The organism is Streptomyces sp. NPDC020875, from assembly GCF_040641415.1.
Classification (GTDB): Bacteria; Actinomycetota; Actinomycetes; order Streptomycetales; family Streptomycetaceae; genus Streptomyces.
The window spans coordinates 14,016-35,822 of sequence record NZ_JBFADP010000022.1; the positions used below are offsets into that span (position 1 = coordinate 14,016).

Genomic DNA, 21,807 nt, shown 5'->3' on the forward strand with positions numbered 1-21,807 from the left:
CGGCCGAGCGGGTACGGAGCGGACGACGGTGTCCGGCCCGGCCCGCGGAGGGAGAATGATGGGCGCGGAGTTCGACGACCCGGAGCCCCGGCGCCGTTCGCCCTGGGGCGTGCTGGCGCTGGTGATGCTGACGGGAATCGCCTTGATGAAGAACGGGGTCGATGTCGCGCTCGGGCCGCCCCAGCCCGCGGCTGCCGCGTCCCTCGGCCGGACCGCCGGTGAGACCTTCGCCCCGCTCTCGGTGCCGAAGGGGCTGCCGCACGCCCCCGCCGAGCGGATCCTGATCCCCGCGATCGGTGTGGACGCGCCCCTGATGAATGTGGGACTCGACCCGGACGGCTGGATCGAGGCCCCGCCCGCCGACTCTCCCGATGTCGCCGGCTGGTACCAGAACGGTGTCGCCCCCGGGGAGCGCGGCACGTCCGTCCTGGTCGGGCATGTCGACAACAACGCGGGGCCCGCGGTCTTCTACGGTCTGGGCACCCTGCGGAAGGGGAACCGGATCGAGGTGCCCCGGCTCGACGGGAAGACCGCGGTATTCGAGGTGTACGGCGTGGAGGTCTACTCCAAGCACGACTTCCCGGGGGCCCGGGTGTACGGCGAGACGGGCCATCCCGAACTACGGGTGATCACCTGCGGCGGCACATGGAGCCGGGCCGACGGCTACGAGGGCAATGTGGTGGTCTTCGCCCGGATGGTCTCCTCCCGCTGACCACCGACCGCTAACCGCTGACCGCTGACGGGCGTCGGCCGACGGCGGGGCGGAGTACGGGCCCAGGGCTCCGGGCGCCGGGCTTCGTACGGCCCGACGGGTTCGGACCGCCCGGCCGAACCCGCCCGTACCGCTCCGGCCGCCCCGTTCGCCCCGTTCGCCCCGACCCGGTCCGCGCCGGTTCAGCGCTGCGGCACGGTCATCCGGTATCCGGCCTCCAGCAGCTTCGGCAGATAGTTGCGGAGCGCCGCGACGCTCTGGGAGCGGTCGCCCCCGGCGTCGTGCGAGAGGACCACCACACCGGGCCCGGCCCCGTCCAGGACCCGGCTGACGATGGTCCCGGCGCCGGGCTCCGTCCAGTCGAGGGTGTCGACGGTCCAGGCCAGCGGTTCCATGCCCAGTTCGGCGCCGATCTCGAAGGAGTGCCGGTTCCAGGCGCCGAACGGCGCCCGGTACCACAGCGGTGCCTGCCCCACGAGCTGCTCGACGATATCGCTGGTCCGGCCCATCTCGCCGCGGATCCGGGACGGCCGCAGCGACGGCATCAGCGGATGCGACCAGGTGTGGTTGCCGATGACATGGCCGTCGTCGGCCATCCGCCGCAGCAGGTCCGGGTAGTCGGCGACCATCTCGCCGCAGACGAAGAACATCGCGGGGACGTCGTACCGCCGCAGGATGTCCAGCATGTCCGGGGTGTAGTCGGGGTGGGGCCCGTCGTCGAAGGTCAGCACCATCGTCCGGCCCGGGGCGGGCAGGCTGAGGAAGGGGTTCTCGCGGACGGGCGGCCGGACGCGGCGCGTCCGGCGCGGGACCGAGGTCATGGGCTGGAGGCGGTAGGCCGACGCCTGGACGCGTCGGCCGGCCGCCCCCGCCGCCCCGGCGGCCGGGCGGCCCGGCGCGCCACCCGCTCCGGCGGCGGCGGTCCGGGGAGCCGCGGTCCGCTCGCCGGTGCCCTCGGTGACGAGGAGGCCCGCGGTGGCGAGGGCGCCGAGACCCGCGGCGATCCGGAGCGCCGTACGGCGGTCCGGCGGCGTCTGATCCTTCTTCATGACCAACTGCTCGCACGGCGGCCCGCCGCCGAGCATGATCAACACGCGGAGTCGGGGGAAAGTACCCGATGAGAGCAGTCGAACGCACCACCGCCCGGACATCCGCCCGATACCGGCGGGGCGTGGGCGACCGCCGGGCCGGGGACCGGCGGCGCGCGGCGGCCGGGGCCGGGCCGCGGCCGGTTCCCGGAAGTGATTAGCCTCGGAACCATGACAGAGTCCGGACCCCAGGAATCCCCGGCCGCCGCGTCGCGCTTCGAACGCGGTACCGACGGCCCCAAGGTGATCGTCGCCGGTGTGGACGGCTCCGACGCGTCCTTGCGCGCGGCGGCGTACGCGGGCGGTCTCGCCCGGCGGCAGAACGCGCTGCTGGCGATCGTCTACGTCCAGCCGGTGATGCCCGCAGGCGCGGCCCTGGGCGTCCCGGTGGCGGACGCGACGGGTGAGGTCGCGGAGGAGTTGGTGGCCGAGGTGCGGGCGGCGACGGAGCGTGTGCGGGGCATCTGGGACGTCCGCTGGGAGTTCCACACCTTCCCCGGCGACGCGTTCAACGGGCTGGTGAGCGCGGCGGACGAGTTGAAGGCGGACGCCGTGGTCGTGGGTCTGTCGGAGTCGGCGGGGCACCGGTTCATCGGCTCGGTCGCGGTCCGGCTGGTGAAGGCGGGGCGGTGGCCGGTGACCGTGGTCCCCTGAGGCCGGGGCGTATCCGCCGGGGTCCGCGGGGATCCGCCGGGTGGCCGGTCAGCGGGCCGCGACGAGTCCGTCCCGGGCGGCGCCCCGGCCGAGTACGGCCTCGGTGATGGTCTCCGACACGGCCCGGTAGTCGTCCCGGCCGGGGTCGTCGGCCAGGGCGGCGGGCAGATTGACGACCCGTCCGTCGTCGGTGTCGTACCACTGGGGTACGTACTCGGCCCGGACGACGTCCCACCGTCCGCCGGGGGTCTTCGGCGGGGCGAAGGTGAAGCGCCCGATGGTGCCCATGTTGCCCCGGTGGTCCCGGGCGCCGGTGTAGTCGAACATGGGGCCCGCGATCTGATCGCCCATGCCGTAGATCACCCAGACCCCGTTCACCTTCTCGTACGCCTGCGGGACATGGGCGTGGGTGCCCAGGATCAGATCGATATCGGGCCGTCCCCCGGTGGTGGCGGCGGTCAGACTCCGGGCGAGGGCGAGCTGCCGGTCATCGGGTTCGGTCTGCCATTCGGTACCCCAGTGCAGGCTGAGGACGACCACATCGGCCCCGGCCCGGCGGGCGGCGCGGGCGTCGGCGACGATCCGCTCCTCGTCGATCAGCCGTACGGCCCAGGGCTGCCCTTCGGGCTGCGGCCGTCCGTTGGTGTCGTAGGTATAGGCGAGATGGGCGACCTCGGCACCGCCCGCGCGCAGCCGGGCGGGGGTGGTGGACTCCCGTTCCGTCCGGGCCGAGCCGTGGTGGACGAGCCCGGCGGTGTCCATGGCGTCGAGGGTGCGGCGGATGCCGTCGGCACCGTCGTCGAGCGAGTGGTTGGAGGCGGTGGAGCAGCCGTCGTAGCCGGTGGCGGCGAGGCCCCGGGCGATCTGCGGCGGTGAGGTGAAGAAGGGGTAGCCGCGGTAGTCGCCGTCCGCGCCGTACACGGTCTCCATATGGCAGATCGCCAGATCGGCGGCGGAGACCACGGGCCGGACGGCGGCGAGCATCGGCCGGAAGTCGTAGCCGTCGGCGGTGGGGTCGGTGGCGTCGTCCCGGGCGCGGGCGATCACGGAGTCATGGGGCAGTACGTCCCCGCTGGCGACCAGGGTGAAGCCGCGGGCCGCCTTCGACGGGGACGCGGGGGGCGAGGCCGCCGGGGGTGCGGCCCGGCCGCTTTCCGGGGCCGTACAGGCGCTCGCCCCGGCCGCCGACAGGAGGGCCGCGAGGGCGAGGAACCCGTACCGCCGTCCCGTCCGCGGTCCCGTCCGCGGTCCCGTCCGCGGTCCCGTCAGCCGTCGTCGTGGCTGTAGCCGTGCGAATCCCATGGGCCGCTCCCGTTCGCCGGGTCCGCCCGGCCGGGCGGACAAGATGCTGATACGACGATTCGAACTCATACGGCCCGTCGCCGGGACGCAAGGGACACGCCGCACCGGGCTGCCGGAATCACCTCGACGGCGGTCCGCCCGGCGGTCCGCTTCCCCGGCCCACCGGTTCCGGCCGCCCGTTCGTCGCACCATTCGCCGCCGAGAGCGACCGCTCGCCGACGATCGTGGCGGGCCGACTGTCCCCGCCCTCCGCGATGGGTTCCCATACCGCCACGGCCCGTCCTCTGTCGGCCGGTCCACGAGCCCGCCCACCCGTCCCCGATCCGCCCGTCCGCCCGCGCGCCCACCCCCCGCCCAGCCGCCCGTCCCTCCGACCCGCGACCGACCGAACCACGATCCGTCGAGAGCACCGGCCCTCCGGTGCGAAAGAGGTGTTGACCATGGCGACGGCGACCCTGAACCCTCCGGCGACCGCCGACGAGGACGCCATCGCGGAGTTGCAACGCGAGCACGGCCCGGCCCTGCTGAGCTTTCTCCAGCAGCTCACCTACGGCGACCAGCAGCGCGCCGAGGATCTGCTGCAGGAGACCCTGGTCAGGGCGTGGCAGCACCCCGAGGCGTTCGACGCGCCCTACGAGTCGATGCGCCCCTGGCTGTTCACCGTCGGGCGCAGGCTGGCCATCGACGCCCGCAGGTCCCGGCTGGCCAGGCCGGCCGAGATCGGTGACGGGGTGCTCGCGACCACCCCCGACCCGGCGGACGTCACCGAGACCGCCGTGGCCCAGCTCGATGTCCGGGCCGCGTTCGGCGCCCTCAGCGCCGACCACCGGGCGGTCCTCGACCGGCTCTACTTCCAGGGGCTGAGTGTGAGCGAGACGGCGCTGGTCCTGGGAATCCCGCCGGGCACGGTCAAGTCCCGGTCCCACTACGCCCTGAGGGCGCTCGCCCGGGGACTCCCCGGCTACGCCCGCCCCGGGCGCTCCGCCGCCTGATCACGCCCGCCGCCCCGTGCCCCGTACGTGCCGCCCCCGCCGTTTCTCCCGTGTTCCCCGTGTCTCCCCCGCATCCCCCGGAACAGGGCCCCCGGGCCCATGGACCAGCACCTGCCGTCCCGCACTTCCCGCTCCCCCCTGTGGCCCCGGCGACAGGGGGCCCGGTGCGAAACGTCACGGTGAAGTTGAGTAAAGACGCGCCACGGGCCGTGTCACTCGGTGGAGGCTCGTCTCCGAACCGACACCGTCACCGTGTCGTCCGGAAGAAGGTGGGAACGGTGCAGACCGAGAGTACGAACGACACCGGTGGAGAGACTCCCGATGTGCCCATGGCGTGGTTCTGCGCCGAGTACATCGCCGATGAGCTGCTGCGTACGGGTGCCCTGGTGGACGGCGGGTCCCTGGAGTACCGGGCCGGACGGGAGACCCTGGCCCTCACGATCTACCTCTGCGAGGGTTCCGGCGAACCGGCCGGGGTGCGCGCGGTCGCCAGGATCGAGGAGTGGCTGGATCTCACCTCGTACGGACACCCCTGGCCCGAGTGGGTACGGAAACGGCTCGCGGTCCACGACGACAGGGCCCGCGCCCTCGGCGGGCCGGGCCCCGATCTGCTGCTCGCCCGGGAGTCCTGGCGCTGGCTGAGCCGTACGGAGCTGCTCACCGCCGACCTCGGTGACGACGAGGCGCCTCCTCCCGCGGGGGCGAGGTCGGCCGCGGTGGACGAACAGACGCTGGTCTGGACCCCGGCCTGGCGGCTGGGGCTGCCGTTGGGGCATCTCGCGATCCATCTGTTCTGAGCGACCGTCCCGCCCGGCCACCGCCGTCCCGCGGACCGGTCGGCCGTTCCGCGGACCGGCCGTTGCTCCGGCTCGCCGTCACAGGGTCCGGCGGCCCGATGACGAATGCACTCCCGCCCGGTACTTGGGGATCCGGACGGTGACCTTCATCCCGGCGCCGACGCCGGTCTCGATGACCAGTCCGTGTTCGTCGCCGTACACCTGGCGGAGTCGTTCGTCGACGTTCGACAGTCCGATCCCGGTCGCGGCCGACCCCTCCCCCGCGAGGATCCGGCGCAGTACCGCCGGGTCCATGCCGACCCCGTCGTCCTCGATGGTGACGATGGCCTCGGCGCCCGCGTCCTGGGCGGCGATGGTGATCCGGCGCTCGCCCGTGGTGTCCTCGAGACCGTGCTTGACGGCGTTCTCCACCAGGGGCTGGAGACAGAGGAAGGGCAGGGTGACGGGGAGTACCTCCGGTGCCACCTGGAGCGTCACCTTCAGCCGGTCCCCGAATCTGGCCCCGGCCAGCGCCAGATACTGCTCGATGGAGCGGAGTTCGTCGGCGAGCTGGGTGAACTCGCCGTGCCGCCGGAAGGAGTAGCGGGTGAAGTCGGCGAACTCCAGCAGCAGCTCACGGGCCTGTTCGGGGTCGGTCCTGACGAAGGAGGCGATCGCGGCGAGCGAGTTGAAGAGGAAATGGGGGGAGATCTGGGCGCGCAGGGCCCGGATCTCGGCCTCGATCAGCCGGGTGCGGGACCGGTCGAGTTCGGCGAGTTCGAGCTGGACGGAGACCCAGCGCGCCACCTCGGTCGCGGCCCGGACCAGGACGGCGGACTCCCGGGACCCGTACGCGACGAGGGTGCCGAGGACGCCGTCCTCACCGGTGAGGGGCGCGATCACGGCCCAGCGCAGCGGGCAGTCCAGTGTCTCGCAGTGCGTTTCCACGGTCTTGCCGCGCCCGGATTCCAGGACGTCGGAGGCGCGGGCCATCACCCGCCAGCGGTGATGGTCCTCCCCCGGCCCGTCCCAGGCCAGTACCCGGTCCCGGTCGGTGAGGCAGAGCGCCTCGGTACCCAGGAGGGAGCGGAGCCGGCGGACCGCCTTGCGGGCCGTGTCCTCGGTGAGGCCCGCCCGCAGCGGGGGCGCGGCGAGTGAGGCGGTGTGCAGGGTGTGGAAGGTGGCCCGTTCCACGGGGGTGCCGAGATCGAGATCGGGGCGGTCGCCCCGGCGGGCGGTGAACCGGCCGACGGCGACCCCGGCGGCGATCCCCGCGGCCAGGATCAGTACCCCGGCGGCGGCCAGCGCCGCGAACCCCGTAGCGGTCATCGGCGCGCTCCTCGTCCCGTGGGGCCCTCGTTCGGTCGCGGGCCGCCCGCGAGGTCCTCCGGCAGATGGAGCCTGGCCAGGATCGCGGTGGTCGAGGCGGGGACATGGCCCGGGGTGGCCAGCGACACCAGGACCATGGTGAGGAAGCCGAGGGGTACGGACCAGACCGCGGGCCAGGCGAGCAGGGCGTGCGGCCAGCCGTCGGAGGCGAGTCCGGCCCGGGTCGCCATCACGGCGGTGAGCGCCGCGCCGCCGCCGACGACGAGCCCGGCGGCGGCGCCCGGCGGGGTCAGTCCGCGCCACCAGATGCCGAGGACCAGCAGCGGGCAGAAGGAGGACGCGGAGACGGCGAAGGCCAGGCCCACGGCGTCGGCGACGGGAACGTTGGTGGCGACGGTGCTGACGGCGAGCGGTACGACCATGGCCAGTACGGTCGCCAGCCGGAACCAGCGCACTCCGCGCGGCGGCAGCACGTCCTGCGAGATCACCCCGGCGACGGCCATCGTCAGCCCGGACGCGGTGGAGAGGAAGGCCGCGAAGGCCCCGGCCGCGAGCAGCGCGCCCAGCAACTCGCCCGCGACACCGCCGAGTACCCGTTCCGGCAGGACGAGTACGGCCGCGTCCGCGGCGCCGGTGAGGGCGAGTTCGGGTGCGTAGATCCGGCCGAGGGCACCGTAGACGGGCGGCAGCAGATAGAACGCGCCGATCAGTCCGAGGACGACGAGAGTCGTCCGGCGGGCGGCCCGGCCGTCGGGGCTGGTGTAGAAGCGGACGGCGACATGCGGCAGGCCCATCGTGCCGAGGAAGGTGGCGAGGATCAGCCCGTAGGTGGCGTACAGATGGGAACCGTCCCGGCCGCCGGAGAGCGGCTGCGACCAGCTCGACGGATCGGCCTCCGACGCCGTCCGCCGGGGGACCTCGGCACCGGCGGGCAACTCCAGCCGGGTTCCGGCCGCGATCCGGTGCTCGCCCGCGTCGAGGGTGACGGTACGGCCCGGGTACGCGGCCCCGTCGACCGTGCCGTCGACGGTGAGGGTCAGCGGCTTCGCCAGCTCGATCCGTACCGAGTCGTCGAGGGTGACGGCGGTGTGCTCGCGGAGTACGGCCGGGGCGTCGAAGCGGGCCCGCGGGGCGTCGTCGGCGGCCCACGCGGCGGCCAGGAAGAGGGCCGGCACCAGCAGGGCGGTCAGCTTCAGCCAGTACTGGAACGCCTGGACGAAGGTGATGCTGCGCATCCCGCCCGCCGCGACGGCCCCGGTCACCACCACGGCGACGACGACCCCGCCGACCCAGCCGGGCGCGCCGGTCAGGATCTCCAGGGTGAGCCCGGCGCCCTGGAGCTGGGGCAGCAGATAGAGCCAGCCGACGCCGACCACGAACAGCGACGCCAGTCTGCGGACGGCCGCCGACTCCAGCCGCGCCTCGGCGAAGTCGGAGAGGGTGTACGCGCCGGAGCGCCGCAGCGGGGCGGCGACCAGGACCAGCAGCAGCAGATATCCGGCGGCGTAGCCGACGGGATACCAGAGCATCTCCGGGCCGTGCAGGAGGACGAGACCGGCGATACCGAGGAAGGAGGCGGCGGAGAGGTATTCGCCGCTGATGGCGGCGGCGTTCAGCCGGGGGCCCGCCGTGCGGGAGGCGACATAGAAGTCGGATGTGGTCCGGGAGATCCGCAGCCCGAGCCCGCCGATGAGGACGGTGGCCAGTACGACGACGGTCACGGCCGTCACGGCGTACGTCTGGTTCACCGGCGACCGCCCGGGAGGAGGGACCGCGCGCGGGCGCCGCCCCGGGGTACCGGTATCGCTATCGGTATCGGCATGGGGTCAGCGGCCTTCGAGGAGCCGCAGGAAGTCGCGTTCGTTCCGTTCCGCGCGGCGGACGTACCAGCGGGCCGTCAGCCACATCACCGGATACACCCCCACCCCCAGCGCCCCCCAGACGAACGGCTCCGGCGACGGCGCCCGGCCGCCGAAGACGGACGGCAGGGCGAACAGCAGCGGCAGGGTCCCCACCAGCAGCGCCAGTACCCCGGTGGCCCGCAGCGCCGTCCGCAGCTGACTGCGCATCAGAGACCGGACATAGGTGGCGCCGAGGGTGGTCTGCTCGGTGATCTCCGAACGGGCGGGCGCGGGACGCGGCGCCCGGCGCCCGGCCCGGGGCACCCCGGTGACCACCTCACGGCGGGGCCGCTGGTCTCCCGGCATCGTCGCCTGCTCTCTCGGGCGAGCCGTGACCGGTCGGATCGGCCCCCGCTGCCGGTACGGCCACGAGGCACCGCGGCCCGCCGTCGAAGCCCCGCCCGGCCGCGGCGCCCAGCGCGTGGACACCGCTCCTTCGAGGACAAGCCCCGGGGAGTCTACGGGGATGTCCCCCGGGCGTCGACGCCGTGGCCGCCGGGGCGGAATCCCGCGCGGTGTCGCCGTATCGGCCTTCGCCGGGGTCTTCGCGGCACCTCCCCCGGCGACCGCTGGGCGGGTCGCGCCGACCGTTCGGCGCGCCGTCGCGCCCGCCCGGCGCCCGGCGCCGTCCGGGGCGGGGGCGGTACGGCTCCGGGTCCTAGCCTCGATCGTGGAGTGAAGGGGTCTGAGGTCTGATGTCCGACATCGAAGCGCTGCTGGAGGAGCTCCGGAATCTGCCGGAGGCCCGGGCGTCCAGCGCCCGCGAACTCCACGCCCTGCTCGGCACGGTCACCAGCGCGGCGGCGCGCTGGGCCGATGTGCTGTACGCCGTGCACGAGTCGGCGCACGGCATGGTCGGCCCGCGCGCCGATGCGGCGCTGGCGGTGGCCTTCCGCCGGGCGGAGGAGTCCTATGTCGAACTGGAGATAGCGCTCAGGGACCTCGGCGGGCGGTAACGCGTACTCCTCTCCAGGGGTCGGGAACGCGCCGCCGGGCCGTCCGGCGCCGGGTCACGGGCGGGCGTGGTGGATCAGGAGGTCGCGGAGCTGGCGGGCGTGGCGGCGGCTGACCGGGAGTTCGGACGTGCCGACGCGGACCGTGGTCGTACCGGCGTCCAGGCGGAGTTCGTCGATCCGGGCCAGGGCGACCAGATGGCTGCGGTGGATCCGGACGAAGCCGTGGACCGACCAGCGTTCCTCCAGGGTGGACAGCGGGATCCGGACCAGATGGCTGCCGTCGGCGGTGTGCAGTCGCGCGTAGTCGCCCTGGGCCTCGACATAGGTGATCGAGTCGATCGCGACGAAGCGGGTGACACCGCCGAGTTCCACCGCGATCTGCGCCCCGCCCGGTGAGGTGCCCGGCGCCGCCGGACGGCCGTCGGCGGGGCGGAGGTCGCGGGCCGTACGGACCTGGTCGCGGACCCGGCGTACGGCCTCGGCCAGGCGTTCCCGGCGTACCGGCTTGAGTACGTAGTCGACGGCCTTGAGGTCGAACGCCTGTACCGCGAAGCCCTCGTGGGCGGTGACGAACACGATCAGCGGCGGATGCGCGAACCTGGCCAGGAGTTTGGCGACTTCGAGGCCGGTCAGCCCGGCCATGTTGATATCGAGGAAGACCACGTCGAGTCCGCTCGCGCCGTCGTCCCCGCCGGGCGCGGCGTCCAGCGCGGCGGTGATCCGGCGGAGCGCGTCGGTGGCGTCGGTGGCTCCTTCGGCGCTGGTGATCCGGGGGTCGGCCCGGAGCAGATAGAGGAGTTCCTCCAGTGCGGGGCGTTCGTCGTCGACGGCGAGGGCGCGCAGCATGGTGCGGAGTTTAGGCGCGGGTCGGCCGCCCGGCCACGGTCCCGCCGTCCCAGGCTTCGGCCGATGTTCCCGACGGCTTCCGACCGCCCCCGGACGATGAGGTGTACTGGCAGTACACACCAGCGGTATGTACTATCGGTACATGAGTCCACTCCCCCGTTTCCTCCGACTGCCTCCCGAACGGCAGGAGTCGATCCTGCGCATCGCCCGCGGCCACTTCGCGGAGCAGGGCCCGGAAGGCGCCTCGTACAACCGGATCATCGAGGCCGCCGGGTTCTCGAAGACCGCCGCCTATCAGTACTTCGACGGCCGGGAAGATCTCCTCGCGACCGTGCTCGACGATGTGCTGGCCCGGCTGCTCGGGGTGCTCGGCCCCTGGGAGCCCGCCCCGGACGCCGCCGCATTCCGGGCGGCGCTGGAGACCGGTACGCGGGATCTCTCGGCGCATCTGCGGGCGCACCCCGACGATCTGGCGCTGGCCGAGGTCGCGGCGGCGCGGCCCGCGGGCGCGGCCTGGGTGGCGTGGTTCGAGGCCCTGGTCGACGACGGCCTGCGGCTCGGTGTGGTCCGCTCCGATCTGGACCGTTCCTTGCTGGTCGCGGCCACTGCCGCGGTACTGCGGGCGGGTGATTCCTGGGCCCTGGCCGCCTGGCGCGACGGCCGGGAGCCGGACACGGGGCAGGTGTGGGAGCTGTTGCGCGGTCTCTGGGGCGGCCCTCTGGACGGGAGCGCAGCCGGGAACACCGACGGGGGCGGTCGCGATGCGGACTGATCTGGAGACCGACTGGGAGATACCGCCGACCCCGGCCGGGCTCACCGGTCGGCTCGAACGGTTCATGGGCCCGGGGAAGTCCCCGGCGGAGTCCGTGGTCGAGGGGGTCGGCGGCGCGCTCTGCGCCCTGCTGCTGGCGGCCGGGGTCTGGTCGTCCGACGCCCTCCGGGACTGGTCCGCTGTCCAGATCGTGATCGTGGCGCTCGCCGGGCTCGATCTCGTCGGCGGGATCCTCACCAACGCGACCAATGCCGCCAAGCGCTGGTACCACCGGGAGGATCCGCGGGCCCGGCGCGGGCGGCTGGTCTTCGTCTCGGCGCATCTGGGCCATCTCGCGGCGATGGGGCTGCTCGTCCTGGACGGCGACTGGGCGTGGCTGCTGGGGAACGCCGGGCTGCTGCTGGCGGGCGCCGTCGTGGTGGAGTTCGCCCCGCTGGAGCTGAGGCGGCCGGTGGCGATGGCGGTCTGGACGTCGGCGGTCGTGGTGAACCTGTTCTGGCTGACCGTGCCGGACGCGCTGCTCTGGTTCGCCCCGCTGTTCTTTCTGAAGCTGCTGGTCTGCCATCTGGTGCCGGAGGCGCCGCTGCGCCGCAGAACGGCCGCCGACGACCGGGGTTCCGTCGCTGACGGCCTCGGCCGGGCCGCCGCCGAGCGGGGGTCGGCCGATGACTGAGGAGACCGGGGAAGCGGCCCGGTGGCGGGTGGACGAGGCGCCCGGCCCGGCCGAGTGCGCGGAGGTCTTGGCCGCCGCCTTCGTCCAGGAGGGGACCGGCCGGTGGATCTGCCGGGGCTCCGACTCCGTACGGCGGCGCTGGTTCGCCGGACTGCTCGCGACCCAGGCCACCGTGGCGGGTGGCCGCCGGATGATGCTGACCGGCCCCGACGGGCGGGCCGTGGGCGCCGCGGTGCTCACCCCGCCGGGCGGGTCGCCGTCGCCCGGCGCGCGGCTGGGGTGGACCGTACGGACCCTGGCGCTCTGCGGCGGGCGGACCTTCAGCAGGACCCTGCGGTATCTGGACCGTACGGAACGTCTGGCTCCGCCGGGGGCCTGGACGCTGGAGTTCATCGGGGTACGGCCCGAGGACGCCGGGCAGGGCGCCGGGCGATGGCTCCTCGGTGAGCTGCTGGACCGTACCCCCGCCCCCGAGGGGGTCTTCCTCACCACCTCGGACGGCGCCAATGTCGGCTTCTACGAGAGCTTCGGCTTCATCGTCCTCGAACGGCTGAGGATCGGCCCGCTGGAGACCACCGCCATGTGGCGGCCCCCGGGCGCCACGGCGCCCCGCTGAGCGGCGTCCGGCCGGTCCGTACGGCCCCGGCGGACCGGCCGGTCGCCATCCGAGCAACGCCTACTTGAGCAGCCGTGACATCCGGCGGTCCGCCAGGGGTTTGCCGCCGGTCTGGCACGTCGGGCAGTACTGGAGCGCCGAATCGCTGAACGACACCTCCCGGATGGTGTCCCCGCACACCGGGCACGGCTCGCCCGCCCGGCCGTGGACCCGTAGTCCGCTCTTCTTCTCCCCCTTCAACCGGCCCGCGGCCACGCCCCGCGAGCGCGCCACGGCCTCGGTGAGGGTGGCGTGCAGCGCCTCGTACAGCCGGGTGATCTCGTCGTCGCCGAGGTGCCGGGTCTGTTTGAAGGGGGACATCTTCGCGGCGTGCAGGATCTCGTCGCTGTACGCGTTCCCGATGCCCGCGATCAGGCTCTGGTCCCGCAGGGCGCCTTTGATCTGCCGCTGTTCGCCGGAGAGAAGGGCGGCGAAGGCGTCACGGTCGAAGTCGTCGGCGAGCGGGTCGGGTCCGAGCCGGGCGATGGCGGGGACGTCGGCGGGGTCCCGGACGAGATGGACGGCGAGGCGTTTGGTGGTGCCCGCCTCGGTGAGGTCGAAACCCGCGCCGGAGCCGAGGACGGTCCGCAGGGCCAGCGGGCCCTTCCCGGGGCGGGGCGGTGCCGCGGGGAACTCGTCCCGCCAGCGGAGCCAGCCCGCGCGGGCGAGGTGGATGGTCAGATGGAGGTCGTCGAGAACGAGGTCGAGCCATTTGCCGTACCGGGCGACAGCGGTGACGGTACGGCCCTCGACGGTGCCGAGCGGTGGGTCGTAGGTCTTCAGGACACTGATGTTCAGCGGCAGCACACGGGCGATCCGCTCACCCGTCAGTCTGCCGTCGAGGAAGTCGCGCAGCGATTCCACCTCGGGTAGCTCCGGCATGCCTCAAGACTGCCGCAGCCGGGCCGGGGCCGCAGCCTGTGATCAGGTCGCCTCAGGCGGGCGACGGCGCCCCTGGCCAGGTCGCCGGAGCCGTCGGGAGCGCGCGGGCCGTCGCGGTCGGTGCCGTCAGTTCGGCCAGTTCCTCCTCCGTAGCGGAGGCCAGCCGGGCCACATCGGGTACGGCCTCCCCGTCGGCGACCAGACCGACGTGGATCCGGCCGCCGTACGAGGTGAGCGCGACCGCCAGGGAGTGGCCCCGGGCCAGCGGGGCCATCGGGTACAGGGACCGCAGCGGGCAGCCGCCGATGGACAGCTCCGAACGCGGCAGCGGCACACTGGTCACCACCAGGTCGAAGAGCATCCGGGCCGCGCCGCCCGCGAGGGGCGCGCCGAACCGGTGGGCGATCGGCGGCAGCTGATCGGCGAGTACGGCGAGGGCCCCGGCGCCCCGGAGCGGTCCGGCCTCCTTGTTGCGGTCCATGGCCCGGCGGACCAGATCGAGCCGGGTGTACGGGTCGGGTTCGGCGACGGGCAGATCGAGGAGGTACGCGGAGAGTTCGTTGCCCGGCCCGACGGGGTCGCCGGGCCGCCGCCGGGAGACGGGGACGAGGGCGCGCGGCCCGGCGGCGGGCAGCGGTTCGCCGCGACCGGCGAGCCAGCGGCGCAGACCCCCGGCGACAACCGCGAGGAGAACGTCGTTGGTGGTGCCGCCGGACGCCCTGCGGACCCGGCGGACGTCTTCCGCGTCGAGTACGGCCGTCCCCAGCCGCCGGGTGCCGCTCGCCCCGGCGGCCAGGGACTGCGGCCGGCCGCGCGGGTCGAACCTGCTGGCCAGGACGACGGACGCGCCGACGCCGACGGCCCGGCCGAGGTCGTCGATCCGGCCCCGGGCGACACCGACGAGCCGGGCGGGGTCGCCGAACCAGGGTCGGCCGGTGGCCGTTGCGCCGCCCCGGAGCCGGGCGGCGGCCCGGGCCCGGACGCCCCGGGGGTCGGCGATCTCGTCGAAGATCGCCGACCCGATGGCGACGGCCCGCATGCCGTCGGCGAGGGCGTGGTGGAGCTTGACGAGGACCCCGAAGGTGCCGTCGGGGCGGCCGGTCAGCAGATACATCTCCCACGGCGGGCGGCCCCGTTCGAGGGGGCGTTCCATCAGCTCACCGGCGACGGCGACGGCCTCGTCTTCGAGGGGCGCGGCGCCGGGGAGCCGGATCCGGTGGACGTGCCGGGTGACGTCGAAGTCGGGATCGGGGATCCAGACCGCCCCGCCGACGGGCAGCAGGACGTCCCGGACCCGGGACCGCAACCGTCGTACGGCGGCGGCCCGGGTCGCGAGCAGGGCGAGCACGGCATGGGCGGGCGGGGGCCGGTCGGCACCGGGGGCGGAGCCGGGTGCCGGGTCCGCCGGGGCGGGGGCGAAGAGGGCGAGGGCACCGAGGTGCATGGGGTGACCGGCGGTTTCCAGATGCCAGAACGCCAGGTCGAGAGGGGCTAGTCGCTCGGTGCTCGGGCTCACGGTGGCCTCCGGCTCGGGGTCCGGTCGGTTGCGGGGGGGGCGTCGCCGGGCCGGACGGGGGTCCGCGTCCCGGCGCCCGGATCGAACAGACCGGAACAGAACGGAACAGACCGAAGACCGGGCGGCGGTCGATCGTCCCAGTCGGTAACAATCGAGGACGATAGCTTTACGCACAGTTACCCTAGCTGCTCGTTCCGCGCCCTGCCTTCGCCCTGGGCCGTACGCCCCGCAGGCCGACCCGAACGGCCCGGCCGACAGCTCCCGCCCGGGCCGGAGCACACCTCGCGGATCTCGCCGGCCTCGCCCGCCCGGCGCCCTGTTTCCCGTTTCCCGGACACGCTCTGGTCGGCGCGGCCAGGACGCTCCGCTCGGACGCCCCTCGGGAAACGGCCGCCGGTCCGGCCGGGCGCTCGGGCACGCCCCGGCGGTCCCGGGCCGTGTCCGAGACGTGGTGCCGTCGCCCGTGGGGCGGGGCCCGCGACGTCCGGTGCGTACGGCGCGCGACGGCGGTCGGGTCCCCGGCGGAGCCCGGGGGCGGTCTCCCTCGTACCGGACGTACTCGGGAAGCCCGGCAACGCCGGGTGTCCCTCCCGTGCCCGAAGGGCTACGGGGGAGCGTGCGCGCGGGCCCGGCGTCTCGGGCCGGGCGGATCCGCCGGGACCCGGCCCGGGGCGCGGATCGCCGGGTCCCGGCGCTTGTGATCCCGGCGATCCGCGAGGCGACGGGCCGGTGGTCGCCGCCGGACCGCCGGATAGAGCCGCCGGGGCGGGCACCGGGGTCGGGCTCGTACCGCCCGTCCTCTCACCGCCGCCCGGAGCCGGGAGTCACCTTTCGGGCACCCCGAAGGCGCACCACACGCACTTGCCGCCGCCCCGCGAGTCCACTCCCCACGCGTCCGCCAGCAGATCCACCAGCAGCAGCCCCCGGCCCGACACCCCGGACTCCCCCGCGTCGCGCCGCCGGGGCAGCGCGCTGGAGCCGTCCTCCACCTCGACCCGGAGCCGCCTCGGGGGCCCGGGGACCACCCGTACGGTCAACTCGGCCGGGCCCTCGGTATGCGTCAGCGCATTGGTCACCAGTTCGTCGGCGATCAGTTCGATCTCGTCCGCCCGGGCCCCGGCGCCCCAGGCCACCACGGCCGAGCGGACCATGTGCCGGGCGGAGCGCAGCGCCTCCGGGTCGTTCTGGGCGACGTGCTGGTGGAGCCGGCCGCCGGACCTCGGGGTGAGCGTGCCCCGGCGGCGCAGCAGGAGCAGGGCGACGTCGTCGTCGCCGCCGCGTTCGTCGACGACCTCGCAGAGGCGGTCGGCGAGCCGCTGGGGGTCCCGGGGGCCGTTGCGGACCAGCGCCGTCAGCAGCTGGAGTCCGTCGTCGAGGTCGGCGCCGGGCTGCTCGACCAGGCCGTCGGTGTAGAGCAGCAGGGTCTGCCCCGGGTCGAGTTCGACGGTGGTGACCGGGTACTCGAGCCGGCCGAACTCGGCGGAGAGCCCGAGCGGCAGCCCGCCGTCGACGGGGATCCGGCGGCAGCTGCCGTCGGTGTCGCGGACCAGCGGGTCGACATGGCCCGCGCGCACGATCTGGACCACTCCGGTCGACAGGTCGGCCTCGGCGTAGAGGCAGGTGGCGAAGCGGTCGGTGTCGAGTTCGTCGAGGAAGGCGGAGGCCCGGGCCATCACGGTCGCCGGGGTGTGGCCCTCGGCCGCGTACGCCCGCAGGACGATCCGCAGCTGGCCCATGACGGCGGCGGCGTCGGTGTCATGGCCCTGGACGTCGCCGATGACGGCGCCGACCCGGCCGCCGGGCAGGGTGATCACGTCGTACCAGTCGCCGCCGATGTCCCGGGCCATCCGGGCGGACCGGTACCGTACGGCGATCTGGGCGCCGGGCACATCGGGGATCCGGCGCGGCAGCATCGCCTGCTGGAGCCCTTCGGCGAGGTCGTGCTCCTGGTCGTAGAGGACGGCGCGCTGCACGCTCTGCGCGATGGTGCTGCCGATGGCGACGAGCAGATTGCGCTCCTCGGCGGTGAAGCCGGTCCGGTCGTCGTAGAGGAGTCCGAAGGCGCCGATGGGGCGGCCCTGGGCGATCAGCGGCAGATAGGCGGCGGCCCGCACCCCGAGCCCGGCGATATGCGGCCAGAGGACGGGATAGGACCCGGCGAAGTCTTCAGGGCCCTCGATGAAGCGGGGCGCCAGGTTCCGGATGACCTCGCTCATCGGGTACTGCTCGTCGACCCGGGTGTAGCGGGTGCCGGGGACGAACGCCTCCTGGGGTCCCTCGGCGACGAGATGGATCCGGCCGCCGGGCTCCAGCAGGCCCATGACCAGGCTGCGGGCGCCGAAGATCTCAAGACCGTGGGTGTCCTTGAGGACGTCGATCACGTCCTGGACGGTCCTGGCGTGGGCCAGGGCGGCGGTGGTGGCCTCGACGACACTGGTCTGCCAGCGGCGTTCGGTGTCGGCGGCGATCCGGGCGGTGGAGTCCGCCAGCTCGGCCGTGGCGTCCCGGACGATGCCGATGACCCGGACCGGGCGGCCGTCGGCGTCCCGGCGGACACAGCCCTGGGAGTGGGTCCAGCGCAGGGTGCCGTCGCGGCGGCGGATCCGGAAGTAGACCCCGTAGTGGTCCCGGCCGCTCTTGAGCGCCTGGGCCACCCCGGCGTCGAGGCGCGCCGCCTCGTCGGACGGCATCCGGGCCATCACACTGGCCCGCCGTCCGTCGTACTCGTCCGGCGGCAGGTCGAGCACCTCGTGCGCGGGCGGGTCCAGATGCATCAGTCCGCTGGCCAGGTCCCAGTCGAAGCTGCCCATCAGGTTGAGGGTCAGGCTCCGGCCCGGATCGGCGGGCCAGTCGTCGGGAAGCGTCTGGGCCCCCGCTACCCGATCAACCATGCCGCCACTCTGCCATCATTTGTCAGATTATTCGACCTATTGCGTGATGACCGGGCGGTCAGCCCTCGTAGGTGTCCGGGTCCCCGGTGAGGTCATCCGAGAGGGCCTCACCGGTTTCCTCGGTCTCCTCGGGGAGGGCGTCGAAGCCGTCGCCCTCCCCGGTGTCCCCGCCGAACAGGAGGTCCGCCGGGTCGGCGGGGTCGATCTCCGCCTCCGGCCCCTCCGGACCGAACAGCGGCTCTTCGCCCGCGCCGCCCGAGGCAGTCCCGCCGGAGTCCGTCCCGTCCGCGACGGCCCAGTCCCGAACCGCGCCGTCCAGGGCGTCGGGGGCCGCGGCGGCGGCCTCCCGGTCCCGGGCGGCCGGATAGGCGTAGACGTCGTCGGGGTTGACCGGGGGCACCACATCGGGCCGCCCGTCGTCCTCGCCGTCCGTACCGGTCGCCCGGTCGATCCAGGTGTCCTCGACGACATCGACGATCACCAGGCTGTCCAGCGGCCGGGTGGCGGGCTTGACCACCACGACGCGGTCGGCGCTGTACCCCTGCCAGGCCGCGCCCCGCTGGATCACACCGCCCTTCACGGCGACCGGCGACGACAGCGGGGTGCCCGACGCGCACCGCACCCGGGGCGCGCCGTACCGGTCCACCAGGACGGCCGTTCCCGCCTGGAGCACCAGCTGGCGGGCGGGGGCAGCGCCCTTTCCGGTCAGGTAGCCGCGTCCGGTGACCCGGGTATCGGCCCGCAGCACCACCGGGGTCAGTCCGCGCAGGAAGCCGGGCAGATCGCCGCGGGAGACGTCGGCGCCGTCGGCGAAGGCGGCGGCCCTGGCGTCGTCCGCCCGCAGCAGGGTGAGCTGTCGTTCCACGTCGCAGCTGCCGACGGACCGGGTTCCGCCGTAGAGCCCGGGGGTGGCGCCCGACATGGTGCGCAGGGTGTGGCCGCGCCGGGCCACGCCGCCGCCCCCGGCGCCCGGGACGACGGGTTCGGGTACGGGGACGGAGAGCGTCCGGGCGCTGGTCGCGGTGTACGGGTCGGGTCCCTGCTCCACCGCCGGTCTGAGGTGGACCTCCTCGTCCCGGTCCCGTTCCGGCTCGGAGCCGCCGCCTCCGCAGCCCGCGGCGAGCACCCCGAGACACACGGCGGCGGGCAGGGCGGCGACCGCCACCGGCCATCGGCGGCGGGGCCGGTGGGGTCCGTACAACTTCCGCTTCCGCATGGTCCGCTTCCGCCTCTCCGCCCCGCCCGTGCCGGGGTGCAGGCGCCGCGGCCGGGCGGCCACGGCGGAGGTCCGCTGTGTCTGTGCGTCCTTTCTTCCGGATCAGCCCCGGACCCGCGACTTGAACGCGTTCAACAGGGCACTTAGGCTCGGCCGTGCGGGGGATGATCGGCTCGGACCCGGGGGTGGCACGGATGGTTTCGGTACTGGTCGGTGTGGTGGCCCGGCTCGCGACGGAGGTGTTCGGGGGCGCCCGTCCGGGGCCGCCCGGTTTCCTCGTTCCCGTTCGGAGCAGCCCGAGCTACCCGGAGACGGGCGCCACCCGGCTGGGTCCGATGCCCGACGGCTACGGGCATCTGCACCACACGGTCCGGATCGGCCGGGGCCGACCGCTGTACGAGGCCGCGGGCGCGGCCGTCCTCGACTGGCGGATGCACTCGGCGGCCGGCTGCCGCCCCAGGACCACCGGCCCGGCGGCCGAGCCCGGCACCCAGGTGGAGGTGTCCCTGGGCGTCGGCCCGGTCCGGATCTCGGGCCGCTGTGCGGTGGTCTGGGCCGAGTCGGGGCGGACCCGGACCGGTTTCGGCTACGGCACCCTGCCCGGTCATCCGGAACGCGGCGAGGAGTGCTTCGTGGTGGACATCAGGGACGACGGGTCGGTCTGGTTCACCGTCATGGCCTTCAGCCGTCCGGCCCGCTGGTTCACCCGGCTCGCCGGACCGCTGATCCCGCCCGTGCAGCGGGCCTACGCCCGCCGACTGGGCCGTACGGTACGCCGACTGGCCGCCCCGGCGGGCGCGGCGGGGGTGCCGGGCCCGTACGCCCCGTTCGATACTGGGCGGGATGGAGTGGTTCGTTGACGACGGCTACGCGCTGAGCCGGCTGGTCTTCCAGCGGGTACTGGCGGCTGTCTATCTGGTCGCGTTCCTCACGGCGGTCCGCCAGTTCCGGGCGCTGATCGGCGAGCGGGGCATGCTGCCGGTGCCCCGGTATCTGCGGGGTGTGCCGTTCCGCCGGGCGCCGGGCGTTTTTCAGCTGCGCTACTCGGACCGGCTCTTCGCGAACTGTGCCCGGACCGGGGTGGTGCTCTCGGCGGCTCTGCTCGCCGGTGCCGCCGACGACATCCCGCTCGCTCTGGCGATGGCCTGGTGGGCGGTGCTCTGGGCGCTGTATCTGTCGATCGTCAACGTGGGCCAGGTCTGGTACGGGTTCGGCTGGGAGTCCCTGCTGCTGGAGACGGGTTTCCTCGCGGTCTTCCTCGGCAACGACCGGACCGCGCCGCCGGTCCTGGTGCTTCTGCTGCTGCGCTGGCTGCTGTTCCGGGTGGAGTTCGGCGCCGGAATGATCAAAATGCGCGGCGACCCCTGCTGGCGGGATCTGAGCTGTCTCCGGTACCACCACGAGACGCAGCCGATGCCGGGCCCGCTGAGCCGCTTCTTCCATCTGCTGCCCGCGCCGTTGCACCGGGTGGAGGTCGCGGCCAACCACGTCGCCCAGCTCGTTCTGCCGTTTCTGCTCTTCACTCCGCAGCCGGTGGCGTCGGTCGCGGCCGGTCTGATCGTGGTGACCCAGTTGTGGCTGGTGCTGTCGGGCAACTTCGCCTGGCTGAACTGGCTGACGATCGCGCTGGCGCTGTCGGCGGTGGACGGGTCCCTGGTGGGCGCCCCGGCGCGGGCGGCTCCCGGGCCGCCGGTCTGGTACGTGGTCGTCGTCGTCGCGGTCACCGTCCTGGTGGTGGTCCGCAGCTACCGGCCCGCGCGCAATCTGCTCTCCCGCGAGCAGCGGATGAACACCAGCTGGGATCCGCTGCATCTGGTGAACTCCTACGGCGCCTTCGGCACCGTGAGCCGGGTGCGCCGGGAGGTGGTGATCGAGGGGACGGCCGAGCCGGTCGTCGGCCCGGACACGGTGTGGCGGGAGTACGGTTTCCGGGGCAAGCCGACGGATCCGTACCGCGGGCCCCGGCAGTTCGCCCCGTACCATCTGCGGCTCGACTGGCTGATGTGGTTCGCCGCGCTCTCGCCCGGCTATGCCCGCTCCTGGTTCGGGCCGCTGGTGGAGCGGCTGCTGGCGGGCGACCGGGACACCCTGCGGCTGCTGGGGGTGAATCCGTTCCCCGACGCGCCGCCGGTCTTCGTCCGGGCCCGGATCTGGCGCTATCGCTATACGACCCGGGCCGAGCGGCGGGCCACGGGGGCGGTCTGGTACCGGGACGGGGAGCGGGAGTTCTGGCCGCCGACCCGGCTCGGGCGCTGAGCCCCTGGCCGGGTCCGGCGGCGTACGGCATGGTCCCGGCGGCTCGCGGAAACGCGCGTGCCCCCGCCGGGTCGGCGGGGGCACGGGTACCGGGCGGACCGGCCGTCCGGTCAGTCGGATCAGTCGGATCAGTCGATTCCGGGCAGGATGTGCGGCTCGGCGAGGTCGTCCTCGTATCCGGCCAGCCGGATCGGGGCGGACCTGGCCCAGACGTCCAGGCTGCCGAGCCGCTCCGGGCGGGCGCTCCGCTCCCGGGTCGGTTCCGGGGGGCGCGTCTCGTACTGCTTCACCTCAGGTGTCACCGCGAACTCCTCTGTGTCGCGCAACAAGGGACAGGGCGAATCGGTCGCGGTGGCGCCGGCGTTCGGGCGGGACCGCAGCCTGGTTGCA

The 21,807-nt window shown here is 74.1% G+C and carries 21 protein-coding genes; 10 read left to right on the forward strand and 11 right to left on the reverse strand.

The genetic code is table 11. The annotated features are described in order from the left end of the window. Nucleotides 1–58: 58 nt before the first annotated feature. The gene (locus AB0G74_RS14870) at nt 59–712 is read left to right on the forward strand and encodes a class F sortase (protein ID WP_361145617.1); all 654 of its coding nucleotides are present in this window, start codon (nt 59–61) and stop codon (nt 710–712) included. A gap of 182 nt (nt 713–894) precedes the next feature. On the opposite strand, the gene AB0G74_RS14875 is transcribed toward AB0G74_RS14870, so the two are convergent. After that, nucleotides 895–1,761, reverse strand: coding sequence for a polysaccharide deacetylase family protein (locus AB0G74_RS14875; RefSeq protein WP_361145360.1), 867 nt, complete (start codon nt 1,759–1,761; stop codon nt 895–897). Between the two features lie 210 nt (nt 1,762–1,971). Here AB0G74_RS14875 and AB0G74_RS14880 point away from each other — a divergent pair, with 210 nt between their 5' ends. Beyond that, nucleotides 1,972–2,454, forward strand: a complete 483-nt coding sequence (locus tag AB0G74_RS14880) for a universal stress protein (RefSeq protein ID WP_361145363.1) — start codon at nt 1,972–1,974, stop codon at nt 2,452–2,454. 48 nt (nt 2,455–2,502) lie between these two features. On the opposite strand, the gene AB0G74_RS14885 is transcribed toward AB0G74_RS14880, so the two are convergent. Continuing rightward, nucleotides 2,503–3,756, reverse strand: a complete 1,254-nt coding sequence (locus tag AB0G74_RS14885) for a CapA family protein (RefSeq protein ID WP_361145366.1) — start codon at nt 3,754–3,756, stop codon at nt 2,503–2,505. Nucleotides 3,757–4,196: 440 nt separating this feature from the next. Between AB0G74_RS14885 and AB0G74_RS14890 the strand changes: the two genes are divergently transcribed. Together AB0G74_RS14890 and AB0G74_RS14895 are read left to right on the forward strand one after the other, a co-directional pair. Then, entirely contained in the window at nt 4,197–4,748 is a 552-nt protein-coding gene (locus AB0G74_RS14890; RefSeq protein WP_361145369.1) for a sigma-70 family RNA polymerase sigma factor, read from the forward strand. Between the two features lie 329 nt (nt 4,749–5,077). After that, nucleotides 5,078–5,545, forward strand: a complete 468-nt coding sequence (locus AB0G74_RS14895) for a hypothetical protein (protein WP_361145620.1) — start codon at nt 5,078–5,080, stop codon at nt 5,543–5,545. 78 nt (nt 5,546–5,623) lie between these two features. Here AB0G74_RS14895 and AB0G74_RS14900 read toward each other — a convergent pair whose 3' ends face one another. The 3 genes from AB0G74_RS14900 to AB0G74_RS14910 form a co-directional block, all read right to left on the reverse strand. Then, nucleotides 5,624–6,853, reverse strand: a complete 1,230-nt coding sequence (locus AB0G74_RS14900) for a histidine kinase (RefSeq protein WP_361145372.1) — start codon at nt 6,851–6,853, stop codon at nt 5,624–5,626. After that, nucleotides 6,850–8,601: a cation acetate symporter gene (locus AB0G74_RS14905; RefSeq protein ID WP_361145375.1), complete on the reverse strand. Its 1,752-nt coding sequence runs from the start codon at nt 8,599–8,601 to the stop codon at nt 6,850–6,852. The genes AB0G74_RS14900 and AB0G74_RS14905 overlap by 4 nt, the downstream gene beginning before the upstream one ends. Nucleotides 8,602–8,679: 78 nt before the next feature. Beyond that, nucleotides 8,680–9,060 (reverse strand): hypothetical protein, encoded by a 381-nt coding sequence (locus AB0G74_RS14910; RefSeq protein WP_361145378.1) that lies wholly within the window; start codon nt 9,058–9,060, stop codon nt 8,680–8,682. A gap of 389 nt (nt 9,061–9,449) precedes the next feature. On the opposite strand from AB0G74_RS14910, the gene AB0G74_RS14915 reads away from it, so the two are divergent. Then, entirely contained in the window at nt 9,450–9,710 is a 261-nt protein-coding gene (locus AB0G74_RS14915; RefSeq protein ID WP_361145381.1) for a hypothetical protein, read from the forward strand. Nucleotides 9,711–9,764: 54 nt separating this feature from the next. On the opposite strand, the gene AB0G74_RS14920 is transcribed toward AB0G74_RS14915, so the two are convergent. Further along, the gene (locus AB0G74_RS14920) at nt 9,765–10,556 is read right to left on the reverse strand and encodes a LytTR family DNA-binding domain-containing protein (protein ID WP_361145384.1); all 792 of its coding nucleotides are present in this window, start codon (nt 10,554–10,556) and stop codon (nt 9,765–9,767) included. Between the two features lie 142 nt (nt 10,557–10,698). Here AB0G74_RS14920 and AB0G74_RS14925 point away from each other — a divergent pair, with 142 nt between their 5' ends. The 3 genes from AB0G74_RS14925 to AB0G74_RS14935 are packed head-to-tail and all read left to right on the forward strand — an operon-like array spanning nt 10,699 to nt 12,617. After that, nucleotides 10,699–11,328 (forward strand): TetR/AcrR family transcriptional regulator, encoded by a 630-nt coding sequence (locus tag AB0G74_RS14925; RefSeq protein ID WP_361145386.1) that lies wholly within the window; start codon nt 10,699–10,701, stop codon nt 11,326–11,328. Continuing rightward, nucleotides 11,318–12,001, forward strand: a complete 684-nt coding sequence (locus AB0G74_RS14930) for a hypothetical protein (RefSeq protein ID WP_361145389.1) — start codon at nt 11,318–11,320, stop codon at nt 11,999–12,001. Before AB0G74_RS14925 ends, AB0G74_RS14930 begins: the two co-directional genes overlap by 11 nt. Further along, entirely contained in the window at nt 11,994–12,617 is a 624-nt protein-coding gene (locus tag AB0G74_RS14935; protein WP_361145392.1) for a GNAT family N-acetyltransferase, read from the forward strand. Before AB0G74_RS14930 ends, AB0G74_RS14935 begins: the two co-directional genes overlap by 8 nt. 60 nt (nt 12,618–12,677) lie before the next feature. Here the strand turns inward: AB0G74_RS14935 and AB0G74_RS14940 are convergent, their stop codons facing one another. From AB0G74_RS14940 to AB0G74_RS14955, 4 genes are all read right to left on the reverse strand, one after another. Further along, the gene (locus AB0G74_RS14940) at nt 12,678–13,538 is read right to left on the reverse strand and encodes a DNA-formamidopyrimidine glycosylase family protein (protein WP_361145395.1); all 861 of its coding nucleotides are present in this window, start codon (nt 13,536–13,538) and stop codon (nt 12,678–12,680) included. Nucleotides 13,539–13,590: 52 nt separating this feature from the next. Continuing rightward, nucleotides 13,591–15,054, reverse strand: coding sequence for a wax ester/triacylglycerol synthase family O-acyltransferase (locus tag AB0G74_RS14945; protein WP_361145398.1), 1,464 nt, complete (start codon nt 15,052–15,054; stop codon nt 13,591–13,593). 824 nt (nt 15,055–15,878) lie between these two features. Continuing rightward, nucleotides 15,879–17,945 (reverse strand): SpoIIE family protein phosphatase, encoded by a 2,067-nt coding sequence (locus tag AB0G74_RS14950; protein WP_361145401.1) that lies wholly within the window; start codon nt 17,943–17,945, stop codon nt 15,879–15,881. Nucleotides 17,946–18,003: 58 nt separating this feature from the next. After that, nucleotides 18,004–19,161 carry a DUF6777 domain-containing protein gene (locus AB0G74_RS14955; RefSeq protein WP_361145404.1) on the reverse strand — a complete coding sequence of 386 codons (1,158 nt, stop codon included), beginning with the start codon at nt 19,159–19,161 and terminating at the stop codon, nt 18,004–18,006. A gap of 239 nt (nt 19,162–19,400) precedes the next feature. Between AB0G74_RS14955 and AB0G74_RS14960 the strand changes: the two genes are divergently transcribed. Further along, on the forward strand, nt 19,401–20,021 hold the full coding sequence (locus tag AB0G74_RS14960; RefSeq protein ID WP_361145623.1) for a DUF1990 domain-containing protein: 621 nt from the start codon (nt 19,401–19,403) through the stop codon (nt 20,019–20,021). Next, nucleotides 20,005–21,417, forward strand: a complete 1,413-nt coding sequence (locus tag AB0G74_RS14965) for a lipase maturation factor family protein (RefSeq protein WP_361145407.1) — start codon at nt 20,005–20,007, stop codon at nt 21,415–21,417. The genes AB0G74_RS14960 and AB0G74_RS14965 overlap by 17 nt, the downstream gene beginning before the upstream one ends. 128 nt (nt 21,418–21,545) lie before the next feature. On the opposite strand, the gene AB0G74_RS14970 is transcribed toward AB0G74_RS14965, so the two are convergent. Then, entirely contained in the window at nt 21,546–21,719 is a 174-nt protein-coding gene (locus tag AB0G74_RS14970; RefSeq protein WP_361145410.1) for a hypothetical protein, read from the reverse strand. Between the last annotated feature and the right edge of the window lie 88 nt (nt 21,720–21,807).

Bases quoted from the DNA above. Each gene is read 5' to 3' on its own strand.
- AB0G74_RS14900 (WP_361145372.1), bottom strand. From the start codon at position 6,853: ATGACCGCTACGGGGTTCGCGGCGCTGGCCGCCGCCGGGGTACTGATC.
- AB0G74_RS14890 (WP_361145369.1), top strand. From the start codon at position 4,197: ATGGCGACGGCGACCCTGAACCCTCCGGCGACCGCCGACGAGGACGCC.
- AB0G74_RS14920 (WP_361145384.1), bottom strand. From the start codon at position 10,556: ATGCTGCGCGCCCTCGCCGTCGACGACGAACGCCCCGCACTGGAGGAA.
- AB0G74_RS14910 (WP_361145378.1), bottom strand. From the start codon at position 9,060: ATGCCGGGAGACCAGCGGCCCCGCCGTGAGGTGGTCACCGGGGTGCCC.
- AB0G74_RS14955 (WP_361145404.1), bottom strand. From the start codon at position 19,161: ATGCGGAAGCGGAAGTTGTACGGACCCCACCGGCCCCGCCGCCGATGG.
- AB0G74_RS14895 (WP_361145620.1), top strand. From the start codon at position 5,078: ATGGCGTGGTTCTGCGCCGAGTACATCGCCGATGAGCTGCTGCGTACG.
- AB0G74_RS14880 (WP_361145363.1), top strand. From the start codon at position 1,972: ATGACAGAGTCCGGACCCCAGGAATCCCCGGCCGCCGCGTCGCGCTTC.
- AB0G74_RS14870 (WP_361145617.1), top strand. From the start codon at position 59: ATGGGCGCGGAGTTCGACGACCCGGAGCCCCGGCGCCGTTCGCCCTGG.
- AB0G74_RS14940 (WP_361145395.1), bottom strand. From the start codon at position 13,538: ATGCCGGAGCTACCCGAGGTGGAATCGCTGCGCGACTTCCTCGACGGC.
- AB0G74_RS14875 (WP_361145360.1), bottom strand. From the start codon at position 1,761: ATGAAGAAGGATCAGACGCCGCCGGACCGCCGTACGGCGCTCCGGATC.
- AB0G74_RS14925 (WP_361145386.1), top strand. From the start codon at position 10,699: ATGAGTCCACTCCCCCGTTTCCTCCGACTGCCTCCCGAACGGCAGGAG.
- AB0G74_RS14885 (WP_361145366.1), bottom strand. From the start codon at position 3,756: ATGGGATTCGCACGGCTACAGCCACGACGACGGCTGACGGGACCGCGG.
- AB0G74_RS14930 (WP_361145389.1), top strand. From the start codon at position 11,318: ATGCGGACTGATCTGGAGACCGACTGGGAGATACCGCCGACCCCGGCC.
- AB0G74_RS14950 (WP_361145401.1), bottom strand. From the start codon at position 17,945: ATGGTTGATCGGGTAGCGGGGGCCCAGACGCTTCCCGACGACTGGCCC.
- AB0G74_RS14935 (WP_361145392.1), top strand. From the start codon at position 11,994: ATGACTGAGGAGACCGGGGAAGCGGCCCGGTGGCGGGTGGACGAGGCG.
- AB0G74_RS14965 (WP_361145407.1), top strand. From the start codon at position 20,005: ATGGAGTGGTTCGTTGACGACGGCTACGCGCTGAGCCGGCTGGTCTTC.
- AB0G74_RS14915 (WP_361145381.1), top strand. From the start codon at position 9,450: ATGTCCGACATCGAAGCGCTGCTGGAGGAGCTCCGGAATCTGCCGGAG.